Annotated in this window: 18 protein-coding genes; 4 read left to right on the top strand and 14 right to left on the bottom strand. The window is 74.1% G+C overall.

The annotated features are described in order from the left end of the window. Positions 1 to 23: 23 nt before the first annotated feature. Complete coding sequence (locus GGQ55_RS28695) at positions 24 to 839, top strand: cold-shock protein (protein ID WP_436277815.1); 816 nt, start codon at positions 24 to 26, stop codon at positions 837 to 839. Here GGQ55_RS28695 and GGQ55_RS02325 read toward each other — a convergent pair. Genes GGQ55_RS02325 through GGQ55_RS02335 form a run of 3 tightly spaced genes read right to left on the bottom strand, consistent with a single transcriptional unit; the run spans position 836 to position 3148 of the window. Continuing rightward, entirely contained in the window at positions 836 to 2008 is a 1173-nt protein-coding gene (locus GGQ55_RS02325; RefSeq protein WP_179714934.1) for an AAA family ATPase, read from the bottom strand. The two genes, GGQ55_RS28695 and GGQ55_RS02325, sit on opposite strands and share 4 nt — an antisense overlap. 31 nt (positions 2009 to 2039) lie before the next feature. Continuing rightward, entirely contained in the window at positions 2040 to 2540 is a 501-nt protein-coding gene (locus GGQ55_RS02330; RefSeq protein WP_179714935.1) for a GtrA family protein, read from the bottom strand. A 32-nt stretch (positions 2541 to 2572) separates the two neighbouring features. Further along, positions 2573 to 3148, bottom strand: a complete 576-nt coding sequence (locus GGQ55_RS02335; protein ID WP_179714936.1) for an antibiotic biosynthesis monooxygenase — start codon at positions 3146 to 3148, stop codon at positions 2573 to 2575. A gap of 78 nt (positions 3149 to 3226) precedes the next feature. Here GGQ55_RS02335 and GGQ55_RS02340 point away from each other — a divergent pair, with 78 nt between their 5' ends. Then, positions 3227 to 4078: a DNA-formamidopyrimidine glycosylase family protein gene (locus GGQ55_RS02340; protein WP_179714937.1), complete on the top strand. Its 852-nt coding sequence runs from the start codon at positions 3227 to 3229 to the stop codon at positions 4076 to 4078. A gap of 3 nt (positions 4079 to 4081) precedes the next feature. Here the strand turns inward: GGQ55_RS02340 and GGQ55_RS02345 are convergent, their stop codons facing one another. Both GGQ55_RS02345 and GGQ55_RS02350 read right to left on the bottom strand, forming a co-directional pair. After that, complete coding sequence (locus GGQ55_RS02345) at positions 4082 to 4555, bottom strand: hypothetical protein (RefSeq protein ID WP_179714938.1); 474 nt, start codon at positions 4553 to 4555, stop codon at positions 4082 to 4084. Between the two features lie 130 nt (positions 4556 to 4685). Next, positions 4686 to 5531: a PspA/IM30 family protein gene (locus tag GGQ55_RS02350; RefSeq protein WP_179714939.1), complete on the bottom strand. Its 846-nt coding sequence runs from the start codon at positions 5529 to 5531 to the stop codon at positions 4686 to 4688. Between the two features lie 129 nt (positions 5532 to 5660). On the opposite strand from GGQ55_RS02350, the gene GGQ55_RS02355 reads away from it, so the two are divergent. Next, on the top strand, positions 5661 to 6680 hold the full coding sequence (locus GGQ55_RS02355; RefSeq protein WP_179714940.1) for a PfkB family carbohydrate kinase: 1020 nt from the start codon (positions 5661 to 5663) through the stop codon (positions 6678 to 6680). A 15-nt stretch (positions 6681 to 6695) separates the two neighbouring features. On the opposite strand, the gene GGQ55_RS02360 is transcribed toward GGQ55_RS02355, so the two are convergent. The 7 genes from GGQ55_RS02360 to GGQ55_RS02390 form a co-directional block, all read right to left on the bottom strand. Beyond that, positions 6696 to 7883 carry an IS30 family transposase gene (locus GGQ55_RS02360; RefSeq protein WP_246323749.1) on the bottom strand — a complete coding sequence of 396 codons (1188 nt, stop codon included), beginning with the start codon at positions 7881 to 7883 and terminating at the stop codon, positions 6696 to 6698. A gap of 108 nt (positions 7884 to 7991) precedes the next feature. Further along, positions 7992 to 8534, bottom strand: coding sequence for a TetR/AcrR family transcriptional regulator (locus tag GGQ55_RS02365; protein ID WP_246323750.1), 543 nt, complete (start codon positions 8532 to 8534; stop codon positions 7992 to 7994). Between the two features lie 8 nt (positions 8535 to 8542). Further along, positions 8543 to 8941: a helix-turn-helix domain-containing protein gene (locus GGQ55_RS02370; protein WP_179714941.1), complete on the bottom strand. Its 399-nt coding sequence runs from the start codon at positions 8939 to 8941 to the stop codon at positions 8543 to 8545. A gap of 126 nt (positions 8942 to 9067) precedes the next feature. Beyond that, positions 9068 to 9559 carry a CinA family protein gene (locus GGQ55_RS02375; protein ID WP_366488576.1) on the bottom strand — a complete coding sequence of 164 codons (492 nt, stop codon included), beginning with the start codon at positions 9557 to 9559 and terminating at the stop codon, positions 9068 to 9070. Further along, positions 9556 to 10224, bottom strand: a complete 669-nt coding sequence (gene pgsA, locus GGQ55_RS02380) for a CDP-diacylglycerol--glycerol-3-phosphate 3-phosphatidyltransferase (protein ID WP_366488578.1) — start codon at positions 10222 to 10224, stop codon at positions 9556 to 9558. Before pgsA ends, GGQ55_RS02375 begins: the two co-directional genes overlap by 4 nt. 5 nt (positions 10225 to 10229) lie before the next feature. After that, positions 10230 to 11645, bottom strand: coding sequence for a 30S ribosomal protein S12 methylthiotransferase RimO (gene rimO / locus GGQ55_RS02385; RefSeq protein WP_179714943.1), 1416 nt, complete (start codon positions 11643 to 11645; stop codon positions 10230 to 10232). Between the two features lie 28 nt (positions 11646 to 11673). Continuing rightward, on the bottom strand, positions 11674 to 14166 hold the full coding sequence (locus GGQ55_RS02390; RefSeq protein WP_179714944.1) for an FtsK/SpoIIIE family DNA translocase: 2493 nt from the start codon (positions 14164 to 14166) through the stop codon (positions 11674 to 11676). A 75-nt stretch (positions 14167 to 14241) separates the two neighbouring features. Between GGQ55_RS02390 and GGQ55_RS02395 the strand changes: the two genes are divergently transcribed. Further along, positions 14242 to 16167: a prolyl oligopeptidase family serine peptidase gene (locus tag GGQ55_RS02395; RefSeq protein WP_179714945.1), complete on the top strand. Its 1926-nt coding sequence runs from the start codon at positions 14242 to 14244 to the stop codon at positions 16165 to 16167. Here the strand turns inward: GGQ55_RS02395 and GGQ55_RS02400 are convergent. Then, positions 16164 to 17858 carry a ribonuclease J gene (locus GGQ55_RS02400; protein ID WP_366488581.1) on the bottom strand — a complete coding sequence of 565 codons (1695 nt, stop codon included), beginning with the start codon at positions 17856 to 17858 and terminating at the stop codon, positions 16164 to 16166. The two genes, GGQ55_RS02395 and GGQ55_RS02400, sit on opposite strands and share 4 nt — an antisense overlap. Positions 17859 to 17895: 37 nt before the next feature. Beyond that, positions 17896 to 18795: a 4-hydroxy-tetrahydrodipicolinate synthase gene (gene dapA / locus GGQ55_RS02405; protein ID WP_179714946.1), complete on the bottom strand. Its 900-nt coding sequence runs from the start codon at positions 18793 to 18795 to the stop codon at positions 17896 to 17898. Between the last annotated feature and the right edge of the window lie 3 nt (positions 18796 to 18798).

Below are 18798 nucleotides of genomic sequence, written 5' to 3' on the forward strand. Positions count from 1 at the left end.
ACCCGCGCGGAATTGAGCAGCAGATGGCAGTCGGCACGGTGCGGTGGTTCAACCCGGAGAAGGGCTTCGGGTTCATCGAGCCCCAGGACGGCGGGGACGACGTGTTCGTCCACTTCTCCGCCATCGAGGACACCGGGGGCTTCCGGACCCTCGAGGAGGGTCAGTCGGTCGAGTACACCGCGGCGCCCGGGCCCCGCGGTCCGCAGGCCGAGACGGTCCGCGCGACGGGCGGCGGCTCGGCCCCGCGCGGCCGCGACGACCGGCGCGACGACCGCCGCCAGGGGCGCGACAGCGGGCGCGACAGCGGGCGCGGCGGCGGCCACCGCGGCATGGTGCTGACCGGCACCATCGCCCGCTTCGACGGCGACAAGGGCTTCGGATTCATCGTCCCCGACGACGTGTTCGTGCACATCTCCGCCGTCCGCGGCGGCCGGGACGAGCCGGAGGAGGGCGACCGCGTCGAGTTCGAGCTGGTCGAGGGCCCGCGCGGGCTGCAGGCCGACGGCGTCCGGCTGCTGTCCGCCGGCCGCGGCCCCGCCCGGCGCGACACGGGCCGCCGCGACAGCCGCGACAGCCGGCCGGCCGACCGGGACCGCGGCAGCCGCCCGGCGCGCGGCGGCTCCTCGGGCGCGACGCAGGGCACGGTGCAGTGGTTCAACCCGGACAAGGGGTTCGGCTTCATCTCCCCCGACGACGGCGGCGAGGACGTGTTCGTCCACTTCTCCGAGATCCAGGACGACGGCGGCTACCGCGAGCTGGTCGAGGGGCAGCGGGTGGAGTTCTCCCGCGCTCGGGGCGACCGCGGCATCAACGCCACCGGGGTGCGCCCGCTCGACTAGCGGTCGGGCCAGTGCCAGGCCGGGCGGTCGAGCGGACCGAGGCCGTCGATGAGGGTCTCGCCGTTCTCCTTGACCAGGGGGACGTCGCGGCGGTCGTCGGAGTCGACGGCGTCGGCCAGCAGCTCGCGCAGCGGCGCCGAGTGGGTGACGACGACGACCTGCGTCCGGGCCGCCGCCCGCGCGACCATGCCGGCCAGCGGCGCGAGCAGGTCCGGGTGCAGGCTGGTCTCCGGCTCGTTGAGGACGAACAGCTCCGGCGGGCGCGGGGTGAGCAGGGCCGCCGCCCACAGCAGGAAGCGCAGCGTGCCGTCGGACAGCTCGGCGGCGCCCAGCGACCGCAGCAGCCCGGTCTGCCGCAGCTGCAGCCCGAACAGGCCGGCGGAGTCGACGATCTCCAGCCGGCTGCCGGGGAACGCCTGAGCGATCGCGGCGTCCAGCTCGTCGCCGTGGCCGAGCTCGCGGACCGTCTGCAGCGCCGCGGCAAGGTCACCGCCGTCGTCGGCCAGCACCGGGGTGAACGTGCCCATCCGGGCGCCCCGCGCGGGGGCCTGCGGATCGGTCCGGAACGAGTCGTAGAAGCGCCAGCTGCGCACCCGGTTGCGGACGGCGAGCACCTCCGGCGCGGTCACCGCATCGGACACCTCGGCGAGCAGGCTGTCCTGCCGCTCCAGCCGTCGGCCGGTGTCCGCCCACGTGCGTCCCTCGCGGACCATCACCGCCGGCCCGGCGCGCCGGCTCAGCAGCGCCGACGGGCGCAGCACCGGCCCCGCCCACACCGCCTCGTGCTTGATCTCGGGGTCGCGGTCGAACATCGTCGTGCCGTCCGGGCGCGGGAGGCCGAAGTCGATGGCGTAGCCGAGGTCGTCGCTGCCGAGCCCGATCCGCAGGGACACCGGGTGGGTGCGCACCGTCCCGGTGACCGGGTGCCGGCCGCTGCGCACGCCTTCTCCGAACACCTCCGGTCCGGCCCACAGCGCGGACTCCAGACCGCCCTCGGCGGCCAGCGCGCGCACCGCGTCGCCGTGAGCCGTCGCCGACAGCAGCCGCAGCACCCGGTACAGGCTGGACTTGCCGGCGCCGTTCGCGCCGGTGACCACGGTCAGCCGGCCGAGCGGGACGACGAGGCTGCGCAGCGAGCGGTACCCCGCCACCGCGATCGTCTGCAGCACGGCGCGACCGTAGCCAGCGCCACCGACGCCGTCAGGAGGGGACGGCCGCCGGCCGGTGCGCGTGGCCGGAGAAGACCCACAGCCGCAGCGCGGCGAACCGGATCAGGCCGATCACCCCGGTGACCGCGGCGATCAGCAGCAGCTGGGCCCACCAGGCGCTGCCGACCACCCCGTCGAGGGCGGCGAGGACGGCGCTGGTGGCCAGCAGGCCGGCGACCGCCAGTCCGCCGGCCTCGCACTGGGCGGTGAACCAGCCGACCCGGCCGCCGGCGTGGAAGGTGACCCGCCGGTGCAGCTCGTTGGCCAGGACCGAGGACAGCACGAACGCGACCACGTTGGCCGGGACGGCGCCCAGCCCCCGCAGGACGAGGAACAGGCCGAAGTAGACGAGGGTGCTCGACACCCCGACGGTCACGAACCGGACGAACTCGGCGACCGCGTCGTCCCCGTGCAGCCGCTTGCGCGTGCCGCACAGCGCCACCTGCCACGGACGCCCGCGCCCGCACGGCAGGCAGCCGGCGACGTCGTCCATGCCTCACCGTAGGGCGGCGAGTGCCCGTTCCGTCAGTCCCTTCGGGGCTGCAGCCAGCGGCGGAACACCCGCGTGAGCGCCGGCATGACGACGTAGCCGAGCAGCAGGACGACGACGACCGCCGACAGCAGCAGCCTGGCCTCCAGCGGCCAGCTGCCGAGGTGCGGGGTGACCAGCAGCTGGAACAGCGAGGTGATCGCGAAGACCGCGACGACGGTCAGCAGCGTGGAACGCCACCGCGGTCCGGGCGCGGCCGGCCGGGTGAAGAAGCTCTCCAGGCCAGCGACGCGCGTGTAGCGCACCTCGTCGACCATCTCGTCCAGGTGCACGAGCGCTGCTCGGCGCTGGGGCGAACGCTCCCAGCCAGCCAGGGACTCGCCGTCGGCGAATCGGTAGACCAGGTGGTACTCGGAGCTGCCCTCGCCGGGGTGCAGCAGCGAGACGCCGAGGTTGCCGGGGAAGGTCGTGGCCAGGGCGAGGGTGTCCTCCGCCCAGCGCTCGAAGGCCTCGCGGTGCTCGGGCCGCACGACGCGGGCGACCGTCACCGTCACCGGCTCCGGGGCCGGTGACGCCGTCGCCCCGGGCAGCAGGCTGCGCAGTCCCTCCATGCCGTGCGTAAGCGCCGCCGAGCGCCGTCCTCATCCCGGGTGTCGGCGGACTCACACCGCGCCAGGGAGACTGGGCCCGTGCCCGAAGGAGACACCGTCTGGCTGGCGGCCAAGCGCATGCAGGAGGCCCTGGCCGGCTCGACGCTGCGCCGTGGCGAGCTGCGCGTGCCGCAGCTGGCCACGGTCGACCTCGCCGGCCTGGGCGTGCGCGAGGTCGTGCCGCGCGGCAAGCACTTGCTCGTGCGGCTCTCCGACGAGCGGACCCTGCGCACGCACTTCCGGATGGACGGCAGCTGGCACCTCTACCGGCCGGGGGCCAAGTGGCGCGGCGGCCCGGCCTACGACATCCGGGCGGTGCTGGCCACGGACGCGTGGGAGTGCGTCGGCTACCGGCTGCACGACCTGGCGCTGGTGCCCACCGCCGATGAGGGCTCGCTGGTCGGGCACCTCGGCCCCGACGTCCTCGGCCCGGACTGGGACCTCGACGAGGCGCTGCGCCGGCTGCGTGCGCACCCCGACGAGCAGATCGGCGTCGCCGTGCTCGACCAGCGCAACCTGGCCGGCATCGGCAACCTCTACAAGGTCGAGTCGCTGTTCCTCCGCGGCGTCCACCCGTGGGCGCGGGTCGCCGACGTGGCCGACCTCGCCGGCCTGGTGGAGAAGGCCCGGACGCTCATGCGCGCCAACCTGCACCACCCCGAGCAGAACACCACCGGGTTGCCGGGGCGCGGTCAGGACCACTGGGTCGCGGGACGGCGGGGCAAGCCGTGCCGCCGCTGCGGGACGACGATCCTGCTCGGCGAGCAGGGCCCGGACACCCAGGAACGGGTCACCTGGTGGTGCCCCCGCTGCCAGGCGGCGAGCTCCCCGATCGACCCGGCGGCGCGCACCGGGGAGCCCGACCACCCGCGGCCGATCACCCTCCGCTGAGCATCAGGCGCCGGTCGGTCGGTGCGCGATCTCCAGCGCGGTCGCCGTCCCGACCGTCGCGCCGGTGCGAGCGTCCCGCGCCGTGACCGTGATCCGGTACCACGTCTCGAGCTGCACGCCGAGGACGGTGACCTTGCCGCTCTCCGGGGCGGCCGGGTCGTCGTACAGGACGTCAGCCGGGTCGAACTCCTCGGCGACCGTCACCTCGACGGTGATGGACGACTTGCTGTCGCAGGCCCGCATCGACCAGTCCGCGGAGACGCTCGACAGCCCCGTGTCGCCCACCCCGGTCGTGCTGGAGTGCTTGAAGCTCTTCACCGCGCAGCCGCTGGTCGGCGCCGGCGGCAACGTGGAGAAGCTGACGGTCCCGGCAGCGGCCTCCTTCGCCGACGCCGGGCCGGCGAGGGAGACGGCGGCCGCGACGCCCGCGGCGACGGCGAGGATGCGGCGGGTGCAGACGGCGGGGCGGACCGGCATGGGAGCTCCTGAGATCACGGCTGGTGCCGCGTCCCTCGCGGCCTGCACCGAGCCTCAGGCACCGGCGGGGCGGGTCTCCATCGGACCTTGGTACTAGGACCCCTAGGACCCCCGCCCCGGCCGGCCCGCGCTACGCCGTCGGTTCCTGGCGCTCCACCGGCTGGGCCACCGGCGTCTCGGCGACCGTCGGGTCCACCGCCGGGGCGCCCTGCTCGATCGCCGCGGCCGGCGAGCTGCCCTCGACCGCGGCCGGACCGCCGGAGATCGAGGCGCGGATCTGCTCCAGCCGCGAGGCACCCGCCACGTCCAGCGTGGACTTCTGGATCTCGAGCATCCGGCCCTCGACCGAGGTCTGCGCCAGCTCGGCCTGGCCGAGCGCGTTGGCGTAGCGGGCCTCGATCTTGTCGCGGACCTCCTGCAGGCTCGGCGTGTTGCCCGGCGCGGAGAGCTCGTTGACCTGCTTGAGCGAAGCGGCCACGTGCTCCTGCATCTTGGCCTGCTCGAGCTGGCTCATCAGCTTCGTGCGCTCGGCCAGCGTCGTCTGCAGACGCATCCGGCTCTGCTCGACCGCGCCGCGCGCCTGCTCGGCGGCCTGCAGCGCCTCGTCATGGCTGCGCTTGAGGTCCTCCATGGCCTGCTCGGCGGCGACCAGCTGGGTCGCGAACGCCTGCGCGGCCTGCTCGTACTCGCCGGCCTTGGCCGCGTCGCCCTTGGCACGCGTCTGGTCGGAGAGCACCAGCGCCTGGCGGGCGGAGGCCTGCAGCTTCTCCACCTCACCGAGCTGGCGGTTCAGGCGCATCTCCAGCTGGCGCTGGTTGCCCAGCACCGCGGCGGCCTGGTTGGCCAAGGCCTGGTGCCGCTGCTGCTCGGCCTCGATCGCCTGCGCGATCTGGATCTTCGGATCCGCCTTCTCGTCGATCTTGGCGTTGGCCGAGGCCGTGAGGTACTTCCACAGCTTCACGAACGGGTTGGGCATCGTTCCTCCTGTCCGGCGCGGGGTCCGGCCGGACCACAGCTCGTCGTCGTCTTCCCATGCTCCCAGGTCAACTGCTACCGCGGGCAACTGTCCGCTGCCTCAGAGGGTTCCCACCGCTACGGTGCGGCCATGTCCCAGGGGTCCGCGGTGCTCAGCGTGCTCGGTGAGTTCGTCGTCGACCTGATCCCTGACCTGGCCGGGGACGCCGGGCCGGAGGGGACGGCGCCCCACTACATCGCCCGGCCGGGCGGCAACGCGCTCAACGTCGCGGTGGCCGCCGGCCGGCTGGGCGCGCCGGTGCGGCTGCTCGCCCGGCTGGGCAGCGGGCCGCTGGCGGCGTCCCTGCGCCGGCACGCGGAGCTGTCCGGCGTCGCCCTCGACGGGCTCATCGCGGCCACCGAGCCCGTGAGCCTCGCCGTGGTGGGGCTGAGCCCGGACGGTTCGGCCGACTACGGCTTCCACGTGCTGGGGGCCGCCGACTGGCAGTGGACCGACGACGAGCTGGCCGCCGTCTACGGCGACGCGCACGGCATCCTGCACGTCGGGTCGATCTCGAGCTGGACCCCGCCGGGGACCGATGCGATCGCCCGCCTGGTGGCCCGGCTGGACGAGGACGGCGGCACGCTGATCAGCGTCGACCCCAATCTCCGGCCGATGCTGGCCGACGGGCCGGTCGGCGCGAGCCTCGGCAACTCCGCGGCCGCCGTCCGGGAGCGGCTGGACCGGCTGGTCGCGCGCGCCGACGTCGTCAAGGTCAGCGCCGAGGACCTCGAGTGGCTGGAGCCGGCCACCACCGACCTCGACGAGGCGGCGGCGGCCTGGGCCCGGCGCGGGCCGGAGCTCGTCCTGCTCACCGACGGCGGCTCGCCCCTGCGCGTGGCCCGCCCCGGCCGCCCGGTGCGGCACGTGCCGATCCCGCGGGTGACGGTGGCCGACACCGTCGGGGCGGGTGACTCGCTGGCCGCCGCCCTGCTCAGCGGGCTGCTCGAGGCCGGCGTGACCACCCGTGCGGCGCTGGAGGCCCTGGACGACGAGCGGCTCGGCGCGATCCTGGACGACGCCGCGCTGGTCGCCGCGCTGAACTGCACGCGCGTCGGGGCCGACCCGCCGACCCGCGCCGAGCTCGCCGCCGCCCGGAGCAGTCATTGATCAGGTGAGGTGGATTCAAGGAGCGGATGCAACGCCCGCTGGTTGATCGCCTGACAGTAGAGGGCCGATGACCTCGATGGGTTTGAGCCAGTCGAGGGTCTTGCGGGGGCGCCCGTTGAGGGAGCGGGCGATCTCGGCCAGGTCGGCGGGGGTGTGCACCGAGAGGTCGGTGCCCTTGGGCAGGTACTGGCGCAGCAGGCCGTTGGTGTTCTCGTTGGTGCCGCGCTGCCAGGGCGAGTGCGGGTCGCAGAAGTAGATCGGCAGGTCCGCGGCGATGCTGATCTGCTTGTGGTCGCGCATCTCCAGGCCCTGGTCCCAGGCCAGCGACCGACGCAGCTGGGCCGGCAGCGCGGTCATCGCCTCGACCACGGCGTGCTGGAAGGCCAGCAGATCGTGCGGGCCGGGCAGGTGCAGCAGGACGACGAAGCGGGTGCTGCGCTCGACCAGGGTGCCCACCGCCGAGCGGTTGTGCTTGCCCAGGATGAGGTCGCCCTCCCAGTGCCCGGGCACCGCCCGGTCATCGGCCTCGGCCGGCCGCTCACTGATCATGATCTTGTCGGGGATGCGGCGGTCGGGGTCGGCGCGGCCGTCGACCCGTTTGCGGGGCCGACGAAGCGCCCGGCCGGTGCGCAGGCAGGCGGTGAGCTCCTTGCGCAGCGAGCCCTTGCCCTGGATGAACAGCGCCCGGTAGATCGTTTCGTGGGAGGCCCGCATCGACTCATCGTCGGGGAAGTCGACCTTCAGCCGGGCGGCGATCTGCTCCGGTGACCACTTGTCCGTCAGGTCTTGTTGCACTCGGGCGACGAGCTGCGGGTTCTCCAGCTTGCGTGGCTTCGGTCGGCGCGCTCGCTGCTCGGCCAGAACCTGGGCGGCCACCGCCCGATACTCACCATCCGGGCGGCTGTTGCGGGCGATCTCGCGGCTGATCACGGACTTGTCCCGGCCCAGCCGGGCGGCGATCACCGCCTGGGTGTCGCCACCGGCCAGTCCGCGGGAGATCTCTTCGCGCTCGGGCAACGACAGATAGCGGCCGACCGGCTCGGCCAGGCTTACAGGCGCCACCCCGCCAGCCTCGCGGAACCAGCGGAAACCGCGACCGCCGGACACCCCCGCCAGTCTTGCCGCGGCGACCGTCGGCAGTCCATCGCGCACACCCCGCCAGAACGCCCGCCGCAGATGCTGCAGCTCCACCGTCGCCGTCATCCCCGACCTCCGGATCAGTCAGGGTGTTGCAACGACCCCTTGAAGCCGCGTCACCTGATCACTGGCTGTCCTCCTGCAGCAGCGTTGGTGCGGTAGGCCAGCCGGTGATCAGGTGACCTGATCACCGCTGCTCCCCAGGACGGTGGCGAGGCGGGCGGCGGCGCGGTGCCGCAGTCCCGAGCGGCCCGGTTGCAGGACGACGCCGAGCAGCCACCGCGCGGCGAGCTCGGCGGCCTCGTCGTCGACCCCCAGCGCCGCGGCCAGCCGGGCGGTCAGCTCCGGCCACCGCTCGGTGGTGAGCAGGACGGCGAGCAGCTCCGGCTCGGTCTCGGCCAGCCGGCGCAGCACCGGGTGCCCGGCGCACTCGTCGGACAGCGCGGCCAGCGCATCGGCGAGCGGCAACCCGGCGGCCAGGGCGAGCAGCCGGTCGAGCTCGGTGGCCAGCAGCTCCCGGGCCACCTCGTCCTTGGTCCGGAAGTGGTTGTAGAGCGTGGCCTTGGCGACGCCGGCGGCCGCGGCGATCGACTGCATCGTGGTGCGCCGCAGCCCGGTCGACGCGAACGCCCGTGCCGCGCCGTCGAGCAGCCCCCGGCGGGTGCGGCTGACGGCGAAGCCGACCCGCGCGCCGGGAGCGGGCGGGAGGGAGGACAACGGCCGCGTCAGGCGGCCAGCGAGACCGCCTCACCGCGCCGCGAGGCGGAGCGGGCGGGCGCGCCGGAACCGACCAGGGCCAGCGCCGGCTCGGCGGCCGGGACCGTCTCCGCGACGGCCGGCTCCTCGCGGTCGGACTGCGCGAGCGGGCGGACGGCGGCCGGGGCGGGCGTCGCGCCGCCGCGCAGCGAGACGCTGACCTCGGCGAGCAGGTCGGCGAGCTCGAGGTCGAGGGCGTCGCAGATGGAGGCGAGCAGCTCGGAGGAGGCCTCCTTCTGCCCGCGCTCGACCTCGGAGAGGTACCCCAGGCTCACGCGGGCCCGACCCGAGACGTCGCGCAGGGTGCGGCGCTGACGCAGTCGGTGGCCGCGCAGCGTGTTCCCCAGCTGGGTGCGCAGCAGCGTCATGGCCGTCTCCTGTCCTGCAGTGGGAAGCGGCGGCGCCCCGAGGGGCGCCGTGCGCTCACGGTACGCGGAGCCGACGACGGGTTCCCACCCGACCGGCGCGCGTCCGCTCTGGGCGTAACGCCAGGGTCAGGAGGAGCGTTCCCGCCCCTCGCCCAGCCTGGTGAGCAGCCCGTCGAAGGCCGCGGCGACCGATCCCTCGCGCACCGCCTGGCGGTCCCCGGCCAGGTCCAGCTGCACGACGTCGGTGCGCCGACCGTCGGACAACCCCAGGTAGACCCGGCCCGGTGCGTGCCCGTCGGCCGGGTCCGGACCCGCCACGCCGGTGAGCCCGACACCCCACGTGGCGCCGCAGCGCGCCCGGATCCCCTCGGCCAGCGCGGCCGCCGTCTCGGGGCTGACCGGCCCGTGCTCGGCGAGCAGATCGGCCGGCACCCCGGCCAGGACCGCCTTGAGCTCGGTGGCGTAGACGACGGCGCCGCCGCGCAGCGTGGCGCTCGCACCCGGCACGGTCGCCAGCGTCGCGCAGAACAGGCCGGCGGTCAGCGACTCCGCCGCGGCGACCGTCTCGCCCCGCTCCAGCAGCGCCCGGTGCACCCGGGTGGCCTGCAGGGAGGTCACGCGGCGGTGTCGGTGCGGGGTTCCGGTGTCCCGGGCGGGGCGGCGCGGCGGGCGGCGGCCGCGGCCATCGCCCGCGCGCTCGTCCGGCGCAGGGTCAGCGCCCGGTACACGTAGTCCAGGCCCGTGAGGACGGTGAGCACGAGGGCCGCGCCCATGACCCACCAGCGGGCGCTGGCCAGGAACCCGGTCACCGGCAGGATGTACAGCCCGATCGCCAGGGCCTGCAGCACGGTCTTCGCCTTGCCGCCCCGGCTGGCCGCGATCACGCCGTGCCGGATCACCCAGAACCGCAGCAGGGTCACGCCGACCTCGCGCACCAGGATCACCAGGGTGACCCACCACGGGAGCAGCTCCAGCACCGAGAGCCCGATGAGCGCGGTGCCGGTCAGCGCCTTGTCCGCGATCGGGTCGGCCAGCTTGCCGAACTCGGTGACCTGACCGGTGCGACGGGCGATGAGCCCGTCGTAGCGGTCGGTGATGATCGCCAAGGCGAAGAACAGGGTGGCCCAATAGCGGCCGGCGGTGGACTGGCCGTGGTCGGAGAGCAGCAGGACGGCGAACACCGGGACGACGGCCAGCCGCAGGATGGTGAGCGCGTTGGGCAGGTTCAGCACGCGCACGCTCTGAGGCGGCGTCGCGGCCGGGTCCGGCGCCACGTCGCTCACGGCGGTCACCGCCCGGCCGGGGTGAGGGCGGGGACGACGGCAGCGGCCACGAGGTCGACACCCTCGGTGCCGACGACCTCGGCGGTCACGATCGAACCGGCCAGCGCCCCGGACGGCACGCCCGACACCGTCGTCGTCCCGTCGCTGTCGGGGTCTTGGTGCGCAGCCGCACCGGTCCACTCCCCGTCGCCGAGCTCCTCGAGCAGCAGGACGTCGACGAACTCCCCCACGCGGTCCTCGGCGCGCTGGGCGGTGAGCTCCTCGACGAGGTCGCTGATCCGCCGGACGCGGGCGTCGATCTCGGCCTGGTCGAGCTTGCCGGGCAGCCTGATCGCCTCGGTGCCCTCCTCGTCGGAGTAGCCGAACACGCCGACCGCGTCGAGCCGGCCCTCGGTGAGGAAGCGCTCGAGCTCGGCGACGTCGTCCTCGGTCTCCCCGGGGAAGCCGACGATGACGTTGGTGCGGAACCCGGCCGCCGGCGCGAGCGAGCGCGCGCGCTCGATCAGCGCGAGGAAATCATCGGTGCCGCCGAACCGCCGCATGCGGCGCAGCAGCGTCGGCGAGGAGTGCTGGAAGGACAGGTCGAAGTACGGCGCGACGCCGTCCGTGCCCGCGATCACCTCGAGCAGCCCGGGCCGGATCTCGGCCGGCTGCAGGTAGGCGACCCGGACCCGCGTGATGCCCTCGACCGCGGCCAGCTGCGGGAGCAGCTTCTCCAGCGAGCGCAGGTCGCCGAGGTCCTTGCCGTAGGAGGTCGAGTTCTCGCTGACCAGCACCAGCTCGGTGACGCCCTGGGAGGCCAGCCACTGCGCCTCGCCGAGCACCTCGGCCGGCGTCCGGGAGACGAACGCGCCGCGGAAGGTCGGGATGGCGCAGAAGGCGCACCGCCGGTCGCAGCCCGACGCCAGCTTGAGCGCGGCGGAGGGGCCACCGGCCAGCCGCTTGCGGCGCAGCCAGTCGTGGCCCGGGATGGCGGCCTCGGCCGCGGCCCGGGTCCGCTCCACCGGGCTGATCGGCAGCAGCGTGCGCCGGTCGCGCGGGGTGTGCGGGACCAGCGGCCGCCCGGCCAGGACGTCGTCGAGCCGGTCGCCGATCTGCGCGTAGTCGTCGAAGCCGAGCACGGTCGCCTCGGGCAGCGCGCCGGCGAGCTCGCTGCCGTAGCGCTCGGCCATGCAGCCCACCGCGACCACCGGCGCGCCGGAGTCGGCGGCGGCCAGCAGCGCGTCGACGGAGTCCTTCTTGGCGCTCTCGATGAAGCCGCAGGTGTTGACCAGGACGGCGTCGGCGGTGTCGGCGTCGTCCACGAGCTCGTAGCCGTCGGCGGCGAGCCGACCGGCGAGCTCCTCGGAGTCGACCTCGTTGCGGGCGCACCCGAGGGTCACCACCGCCACGGTGCGGGCATGGCGGGGTAGTGCTGTCACCCACCCATCGTAGGTGGCCGCGAGCCGATCAGTCGCTGCCGCCACGGAGAGTGAACAAGGTCGCCTCGAGTTCGTCGGGCTTGACGAGGACGTCGCGGGCCTTCGAGCCCTCCGACGGCCCGACGATGCCGCGGCTCTCCATGAGGTCCATGAGCCGGCCGGCCTTGGCGAAGCCCACCCGCAGCTTGCGCTGCAGCATCGACGTCGACCCGAACTGGCTGGTGACGATGAGCTCGACCGCCTGCAGCAGCAGGTCCAGGTCGCCGCCGATGTCCTCGTCGATCTCCTTCTTCTCGGCCTGGCCGGCGGAGAAGACCTCCTCGCGGTACTCCGGCTCGGCCTGCCGCTTGGTGAACTCGACGACCGCCTCGATCTCGGTGTCGGACACGTAGGCGCCCTGGACGCGCATGGGCTTGCCCGCACCGATGGGCAGGAACAGCGCGTCACCCATGCCGATGAGCTTCTCCGCGCCCGGCTGGTCGAGGATGACCCGGCTGTCGGTGAGGCTGGAGGTGGAGAACGCCAGCCGCGACGGCACGTTGGCCTTGATCAGGCCGGTCACGACGTCGACCGACGGCCGCTGCGTGGCCAGCACGAGGTGGATGCCCGCGGCACGGGCCTTCTGGGTGATGCGGACGATGTAGTCCTCGACGTCCCGGGGGGCGACCATCATGAGGTCGGCGAGCTCGTCGACGACGGCGAGGATGTACGGGTAGGGCCGGTAGACCCGCTCGCTGCCGGGCGGGGCGGTGATCTCGCCCTTCTCCACCTTGCGGTTGAAGTCGTCGATGTGCCGGACGCCGGTCGCCCGCATGTCCTGGTAGCGCTGCTCCATCTCCTCGACCAGCCAGGCCAGCGCGGTGGCCGCCTTCTTGGGGTCGGTGATGATCGGCGTGATCAGGTGCGGGATGCCGTCGTACGGCGTGAGCTCGACCATCTTCGGGTCGACCAGGATCATCCGCAGCTGGTCGGGCGTGGCCCGCAGCAGCAGCGAGGTCAGCAGCGAGTTGATGCAGCTGGACTTACCGGCACCGGTGGCACCGGCGACCAGGAGGTGCGGCATCTTCGCCAGGTTGGCGCAGACGAAGCCGCCTTCGATGTCCTTGCCGAGGCCGACCAGCATCGGGTGCGGGTCCTGCTTGGCCGCACCGGAGCGCAGCACGTCGCCGAGGCTGACGGTCTCGCGGTCGGTGTTCGGGACCTCGATGCCGACCGCGGACTTGCCCGGGATCGGCGCCAGGATGCGGATGTTGTCGTTGGCCACCGCGTAGGCGATGTTCTTGGTCAGCTGGGTGATCTTCTCGACCTTGACCGCGGGGCCGAGCTCGACCTCGTAGCGGGTGACCGTCGGGCCGCGGGTGAAGCCGGTGACCGCGGCGTCGATGTTGAACTGCTCGAGGACGCCGGTGATCGCCTCGATGGCGACGTCGTTGGACTTCGACCGTGCCCGCGGCGGGGTGCCCGGACGCAGCATGGTGACCGACGGCAGGACGTAGTCGCCCTCGACCGGCTGGATGCGCAGCTGCTCGGGCTCGGTGATCGGCTCGAGCTCCTCCGGCGGAGCGGTGCGGTCGACCGGCATCGGACGGGCGACCGGCACGGGCGGCAGCGTCGGCTCGTGCACGACCGCCTCGGCGGCCGCGTCGAGCGCGCCGGTGTCGATCGGCCCGGTGGCGAGCATGTCCTCCGAGAGCGCCTTGGCGCGGCGACCGCGGCGCGGCGCCTCCTCGGGCTCCTCGTCGTACTCGTCCTCGTCGTAGTCCTCGTCGTCGTAGTCGCGGCCGAGCATCCGGTCGCCGAGCTCGCGCAGCCGCTCGGGGATCTGGTGCACCGGCGTCGCGGTGACCACGAGCAGCCCGAAGAAGGCCAGCAGCACCAGCAGGACGACGGTGACCACCGCACCGACCCCGGCGGTCAGCGGCGTGCCGACCGCCCAGCCGACGAGACCGCCGGACCCGGGCTCGCCCTGCTTCGGCCCGTGCTCGGCGCCGCCACCGACGACCGACGCGACGCCGAGCACGGCGGCGGTCATGCAGATCCAGCCGATCAGCAGCCGCCCTCGGGCCTCGGGGTCGGCGGGGTGCCGCAGCAGCCGCAGCGAGACGAAGAGGAAGAACACCGGCAGGACGACGACGATCGAGCCGACGATCCAGCGGGAGCCGGTGGCGATCCCCTCGCCGACCGGCCCGATGCCGTTGGTCCACACGGCCGCGCCGAGCACGACCGCCAGGCCCAGGACGGCGAGGCCGACGCCGTCGCGGCGGTGTTCGGGGGCGAGCGGCTCGGCCTCGTCCGGTCGGGCGACCGAGCGGGCGACGCTGCCGACGCCGCGGGCCAGCAACGACCAGCCGCCCCCGACGAGGCGCAGCAGGCCGCCGTTCGACTGCTTCTTCCGGGCGGCGGGCCGGCGGTTGCCCGCGGCCGTCCGCTTGGCGGGCGCCCGCTTGCGCGACGCGGTCGACCCGGAGCGGCTCCGGGACGACGACGCCGGCCGACGGTTCGGCGTGGTGCGGGCAGGCATACGTCAGACGGTAATGCCGTCGGGCCTGCTGACCGGGCAGGCGAGGCGTCGTGTCCGCCACCTACCGTCTGAGGGGTGGAGCTCCCCTACGGCAGCTGGCCGACCCCCGTCACCTCCGAGCTCGTGGTCCGCAAGGCCGCCCGCCCCGCGGGGGTCGCGGTCGACGGCGACTCCGTCTGGTGGGGCGAGTCCCGCCCGGGCGAGGCCGGCCGGACGGCGATCGTCCGGGACGGCGCCGACGTGCTGCCTCCCCCGTGGAACGCCCGCACCCGCGTGCACGAGTACGGCGGTGGGTCGTGGACGGTCGCCGCGGGCACGCTGTGGTTCACCCACTTCGCCGACCAGCGCCTGCACCGGCTCGACCCGGGCACGGCCGAGCCGGTCGCCGTCACCGCGGAGCCCGTGCTGCCGTCCGGCGTCCGGTACGCCGACCTGCGCGCCGTCGGCGACGGGTCGCTGCTCGCCGTCCGGGAGACGCACACCGACAGCGGTGCCGCCGCCGACGTCGTCAACGAGGTCGTCCGGATCACCCCCGACGGCGGGCAGACCGTGCTGGTCGGCGGGCACGACTTCTTCTCCGACCCCGCCCTCGGCCCGGACGGCGGGACGCTGTCGTGGCTGCAGTGGGACCACCCGGACATGCCGTGGGACGCCGCGCAGCTGGTGGTCCGCGCCGTCGACGGCACCGAGACAGTGGTGGCCGGCGGCGCGGGTGAGTCGGTCGTCCAGCCCACCTGGGGGTCCGACGGCACGCTGTGGTTCCTCTCCGACGCCACGGACGTCTGGTCGCTGCACCGCTGGCGGCCGGGCGGCGAGGCCGAGCTGGTGCTCGACGTCGGCAGCGACATCGCGGGCCCGCAGTGGGTGTTCGGGCAGCGCCGGTTCGCCCTCCTCCCCGACGGCCGGATCGCGCTGGCGTTCGCCCGCAACGGTGCCGACCGGCTCGCCGTCCTCGCCCCCGACGGCGGGCTGCGCGAGCTCGACCTGCCCTACGCCGCGTTCGGCTCGCTCGCCGCGCAGGGCGACGCCGTGGTCTGCATCGCCGGCGGTCCGACGAGCGAGCCGGTCGTGCTCCGGGTCGGCGTCGACGACGGCTCCGCGGAGGTGCTGCGGCCGGCGCGCGACCTCGGGCTCGACCCGGCCTGGTTCGCCCGGCCCGAGCACGTCACCTTCCCGACCGACGAGGCCGGCACCGGCATCGCCGAGGCGCACGCGCTGGTGTACCCGCCCACGAACCCCGAGGTGACCGCCCCGGCCGGCGAGCTGCCGCCGCTGCTGGTCGTGGTGCACGGCGGCCCGACGGCGGCGGCGTCGTCGGTGCTCGACCTGTCGGTGCAGTACTGGACCTCCCGCGGGTTCTGCGTGGCCGACGTCGACTACCGCGGCTCGACCGGCTACGGCCGCCGCTACCGCGAGGCGCTCAAGGGCCGCTGGGGCGTGGTCGACCTCGACGACGTCGTCGCCGTGGTACGGCACCTGGTCGACGCCGGCCGGATCGACCCGGCGCGCGCCGCGATCCGCGGCGGCTCGGCCGGCGGGTACACGACCCTGGCCGCGCTCACCATGCGCCCGGGCGTCTTCACCGCCGGCGCCAGCCACTTCGGCGTCGCCGACCTGACCGCGCTGGCCGCCGACACGCACAAGTTCGAGTCCCGCTACCTCGACGGCCTGGTCGCGCCCTACCCGGCCGGCGCGGACGTCTACGCCGAGCGCTCCCCGCTCTCCCACGTCGACGCGCTGTCCACCCCCCTGGCCGTCTTCCAGGGCGAGGAGGACAGGATCGTGCCGCCCGCGCAGGCGGAGGCGATCGTCGCCGCGCTGCGGCAGAACGGCGTGCCGCACACCTACCTGCTGTTCCCCGGCGAGCAGCACGGCTTCCGGCGGGCCGAGAACATCCGGGCCGCCCTGGACGGCGAGCTCTCCTTCTACGCCCAGATCTGGGGCTTCGAGCTCCCCGCCGACGAGGGCATCGCACCCATCGAGGTGGTGCGCGCTCGTTAGACCTCGAGGACCGTCGGGATGATCATCGGCCGGCGGCGGTAGGTGTCGGACACCCACTTGCCGACCGTCCGCCGGATCACCTGGGAGAGCCGGTGGGCGTCGACCTCGCCGTCCGCCAGCGCCTCCTTGAGCTTGCCCTCCACCAGCGCGAGCACCTCGTCGAACGCGGCCGGGTCGTCGGAGAAGCCGCGGGTGGACAGGTGCACCGGTCGCACGATCGTGCGGGTGGACGGCTCGACGACGACGGTCAGCGCGACGAACCCCTCGTCGCCGAGGATGCGCCGCGCCTGCAGCGACTCCTCCCCCACGTCGCCGACGTTGAGCCCGTCGACGTAGACGTCGCCGACCGGTACGTGCCCGGTGATGCTCGCCTTGCCGTCGACCAGGTCGATCACGACGCCGTTCTCGGCCAGCAGGACCCGGTCTCCGCTCATCCCGGTCTGCTCGGCCAGCGCGGCGTGCGCGCGCAGGTGCCGCCACTCGCCGTGCACCGGCATGAGGTAGCGGGGCTTGGAGACGTTGAGCAGCGTGCGCAGCTCGCCGGCCGGGGCGTGCCCGGAGACGTGCACCATTGCCGTCTCCTTGTGGATCACGGTGGCGCCCAGCCGGGCCAGCCCGTTGATCACCTTGTAGACGGCGGTCTCGTTGCCGGGCACGAGCGAGGAGGCCAGCACGATGGTGTCGCCGGCCTCGATGGTCACCTGGTGGTGCTCGCCGCGTGCCATCCGGCCGAGGGCCGAGAGCGGCTCGCCCTGCGAGCCGGTGCTGACCAGCACGACCTGCTCCGGCGGCATCGACGTCGCCTCGTCCAGCGACACCATCAGCCCGGGCGCGACGCGCAGCAGCCCGAGGTCTCGGGCCACGCCCATGTTGCGCACCATCGAGCGGCCGACGAAGGCCACCTTGCGGCCGTGCATCTCGGCGGCGTCGAGGACCTGCTGGATGCGGTGCACGTGGCTGGCGAAGCTGGAGACGATCAGCCGCTGCGTGGCCCGGCGGAACACGTCTTCCAGCACCGGGCCGATCGCCCGCTCGGAGGTGACGAACCCGGGTACCTCGGCGTTGGTGGAGTCGGCGAGCAGCAGGTCGATGCCCTGCAGGCCGAGCCGGGCGAACGCGCCGAGGTCGGTGAGGACGCCGTCGAGCGGCAGCTGGTCCATCTTGAAGTCGCCGGTGTGCACCAGGGTGCCCGCCGGGGTGTGCACCGCGACGGCCAGCGCGTCGGGGATCGAGTGGTTGACGCTGAGGAACTCGCAGTGGAACGGCCCGGCCACGTGGTCGTCGCCGGCCGCGACCTCGACCAGCCGCGGGTCGAGGCGGTGCTCGCGCAGTTTCGCGGCCACCAGGGCGAGGGTGAACCGCGAGCCGACCAGCGGGATGTCCTCGCGCAGGCGGAGCAGGTACGGCACGGCGCCGATGTGGTCCTCGTGCCCGTGGGAGAGGACGACGGCGGCAATGTCGCCGAGCCGGTGCTCGATGACGCCGAAGTCGGGCAGGATCAGGTCGACGCCGGGCTGCTCGGCCTCCGGGAAGAGCACGCCGCAGTCGATGACCAGCAGCTTGCCCTCGAACTCGAGCACGGCCATGTTGCGGCCGATCTCGCCGAGGCCACCGAGGGCCATGACCCGGAGCGCGCCCTCCGGCAGCCGTGGGGGTGCCTGCAGGTCCAGGTGGGGCTGGGCGATGGTCACGACAGGTGGGTTCCCGCGGCTCTCGCAGCGCCATTCATCACAGGGCCACCCCTCCGGCGGTCAGATCGGTGCGCAGCTTCGCCACCTGCTCGGGCGTGGCGTCGACCAGCGGCGGGCGGACCGGGCCGGCGGGCAGCCCGAGCTCGCGCAGCGCCGCCTTGATCATCATGACGCCCTGCCCGCCGCCCATCACGCCGGAGTAGACCGGCAGCAGGCTCTCGTGCACCGCGCGGGCCTTGACCAGGTCGCCGGACTCGACCGCGGCGACCAGTTCGGCCAGCCGCGGGCCGACCACGTGGCCGACCACGCTCACGACGCCCACCCCGCCGATCGCGAGGATCGGGAAGTTCAGCATGTCCTCGCCGCTGTAGTAGGCGAGGTCGGTGCGCGCCATCGTCCAGGACATCGCGCCGAGGTCGCCCTTGGCGTCCTTGACCGCGACGATCCGCGGGTGCTCGGCGAGCCGGACGAGGGTCTCGACCTCGATCGGCACCACGGAGCGCGGCGGGATGTCGTAGAGCATCACCGGCAGGTCGGTCGCGTCGGCGACGGCGGTGAAGTGCCGGAGCAGGCCCGCCTGCGGCGGCTTGTTGTAGTACGGGGTGACCACCAGCAGGCCGGCCGCGCCGAGCCGCTCGGCGTCGCGTGCCTTCTCGATGGTGTGCGCGGTGTCGTTGGTGCCGACACCGGCGACGACAGCAGCACGGTCGCCGACGGCGTCGATCACCGCCTCCAGGACGGCGCGCTGCTCGGCGTCGGTGACCGTCGGGGACTCCCCCGTCGTCCCGGCGATGACGAGTCCGTCGTGGGCGCCGCGGTCGACCAGCGAGGCGGCGAGCTCCTGGGCGCCGGCGAGATCGATCGTCCCGTCGTCGGCGAAGGGCGTCACCATCGCCGTCAGCACGCGGCCGAAGGGCCGGGCGGGGTCCGGGTTCATGCG

Origin of the sequence: Petropleomorpha daqingensis (assembly GCF_013408985.1) — a bacterium.
GTDB classification, from domain to species: domain Bacteria; phylum Actinomycetota; class Actinomycetes; order Mycobacteriales; family Geodermatophilaceae; genus Petropleomorpha; species Petropleomorpha daqingensis.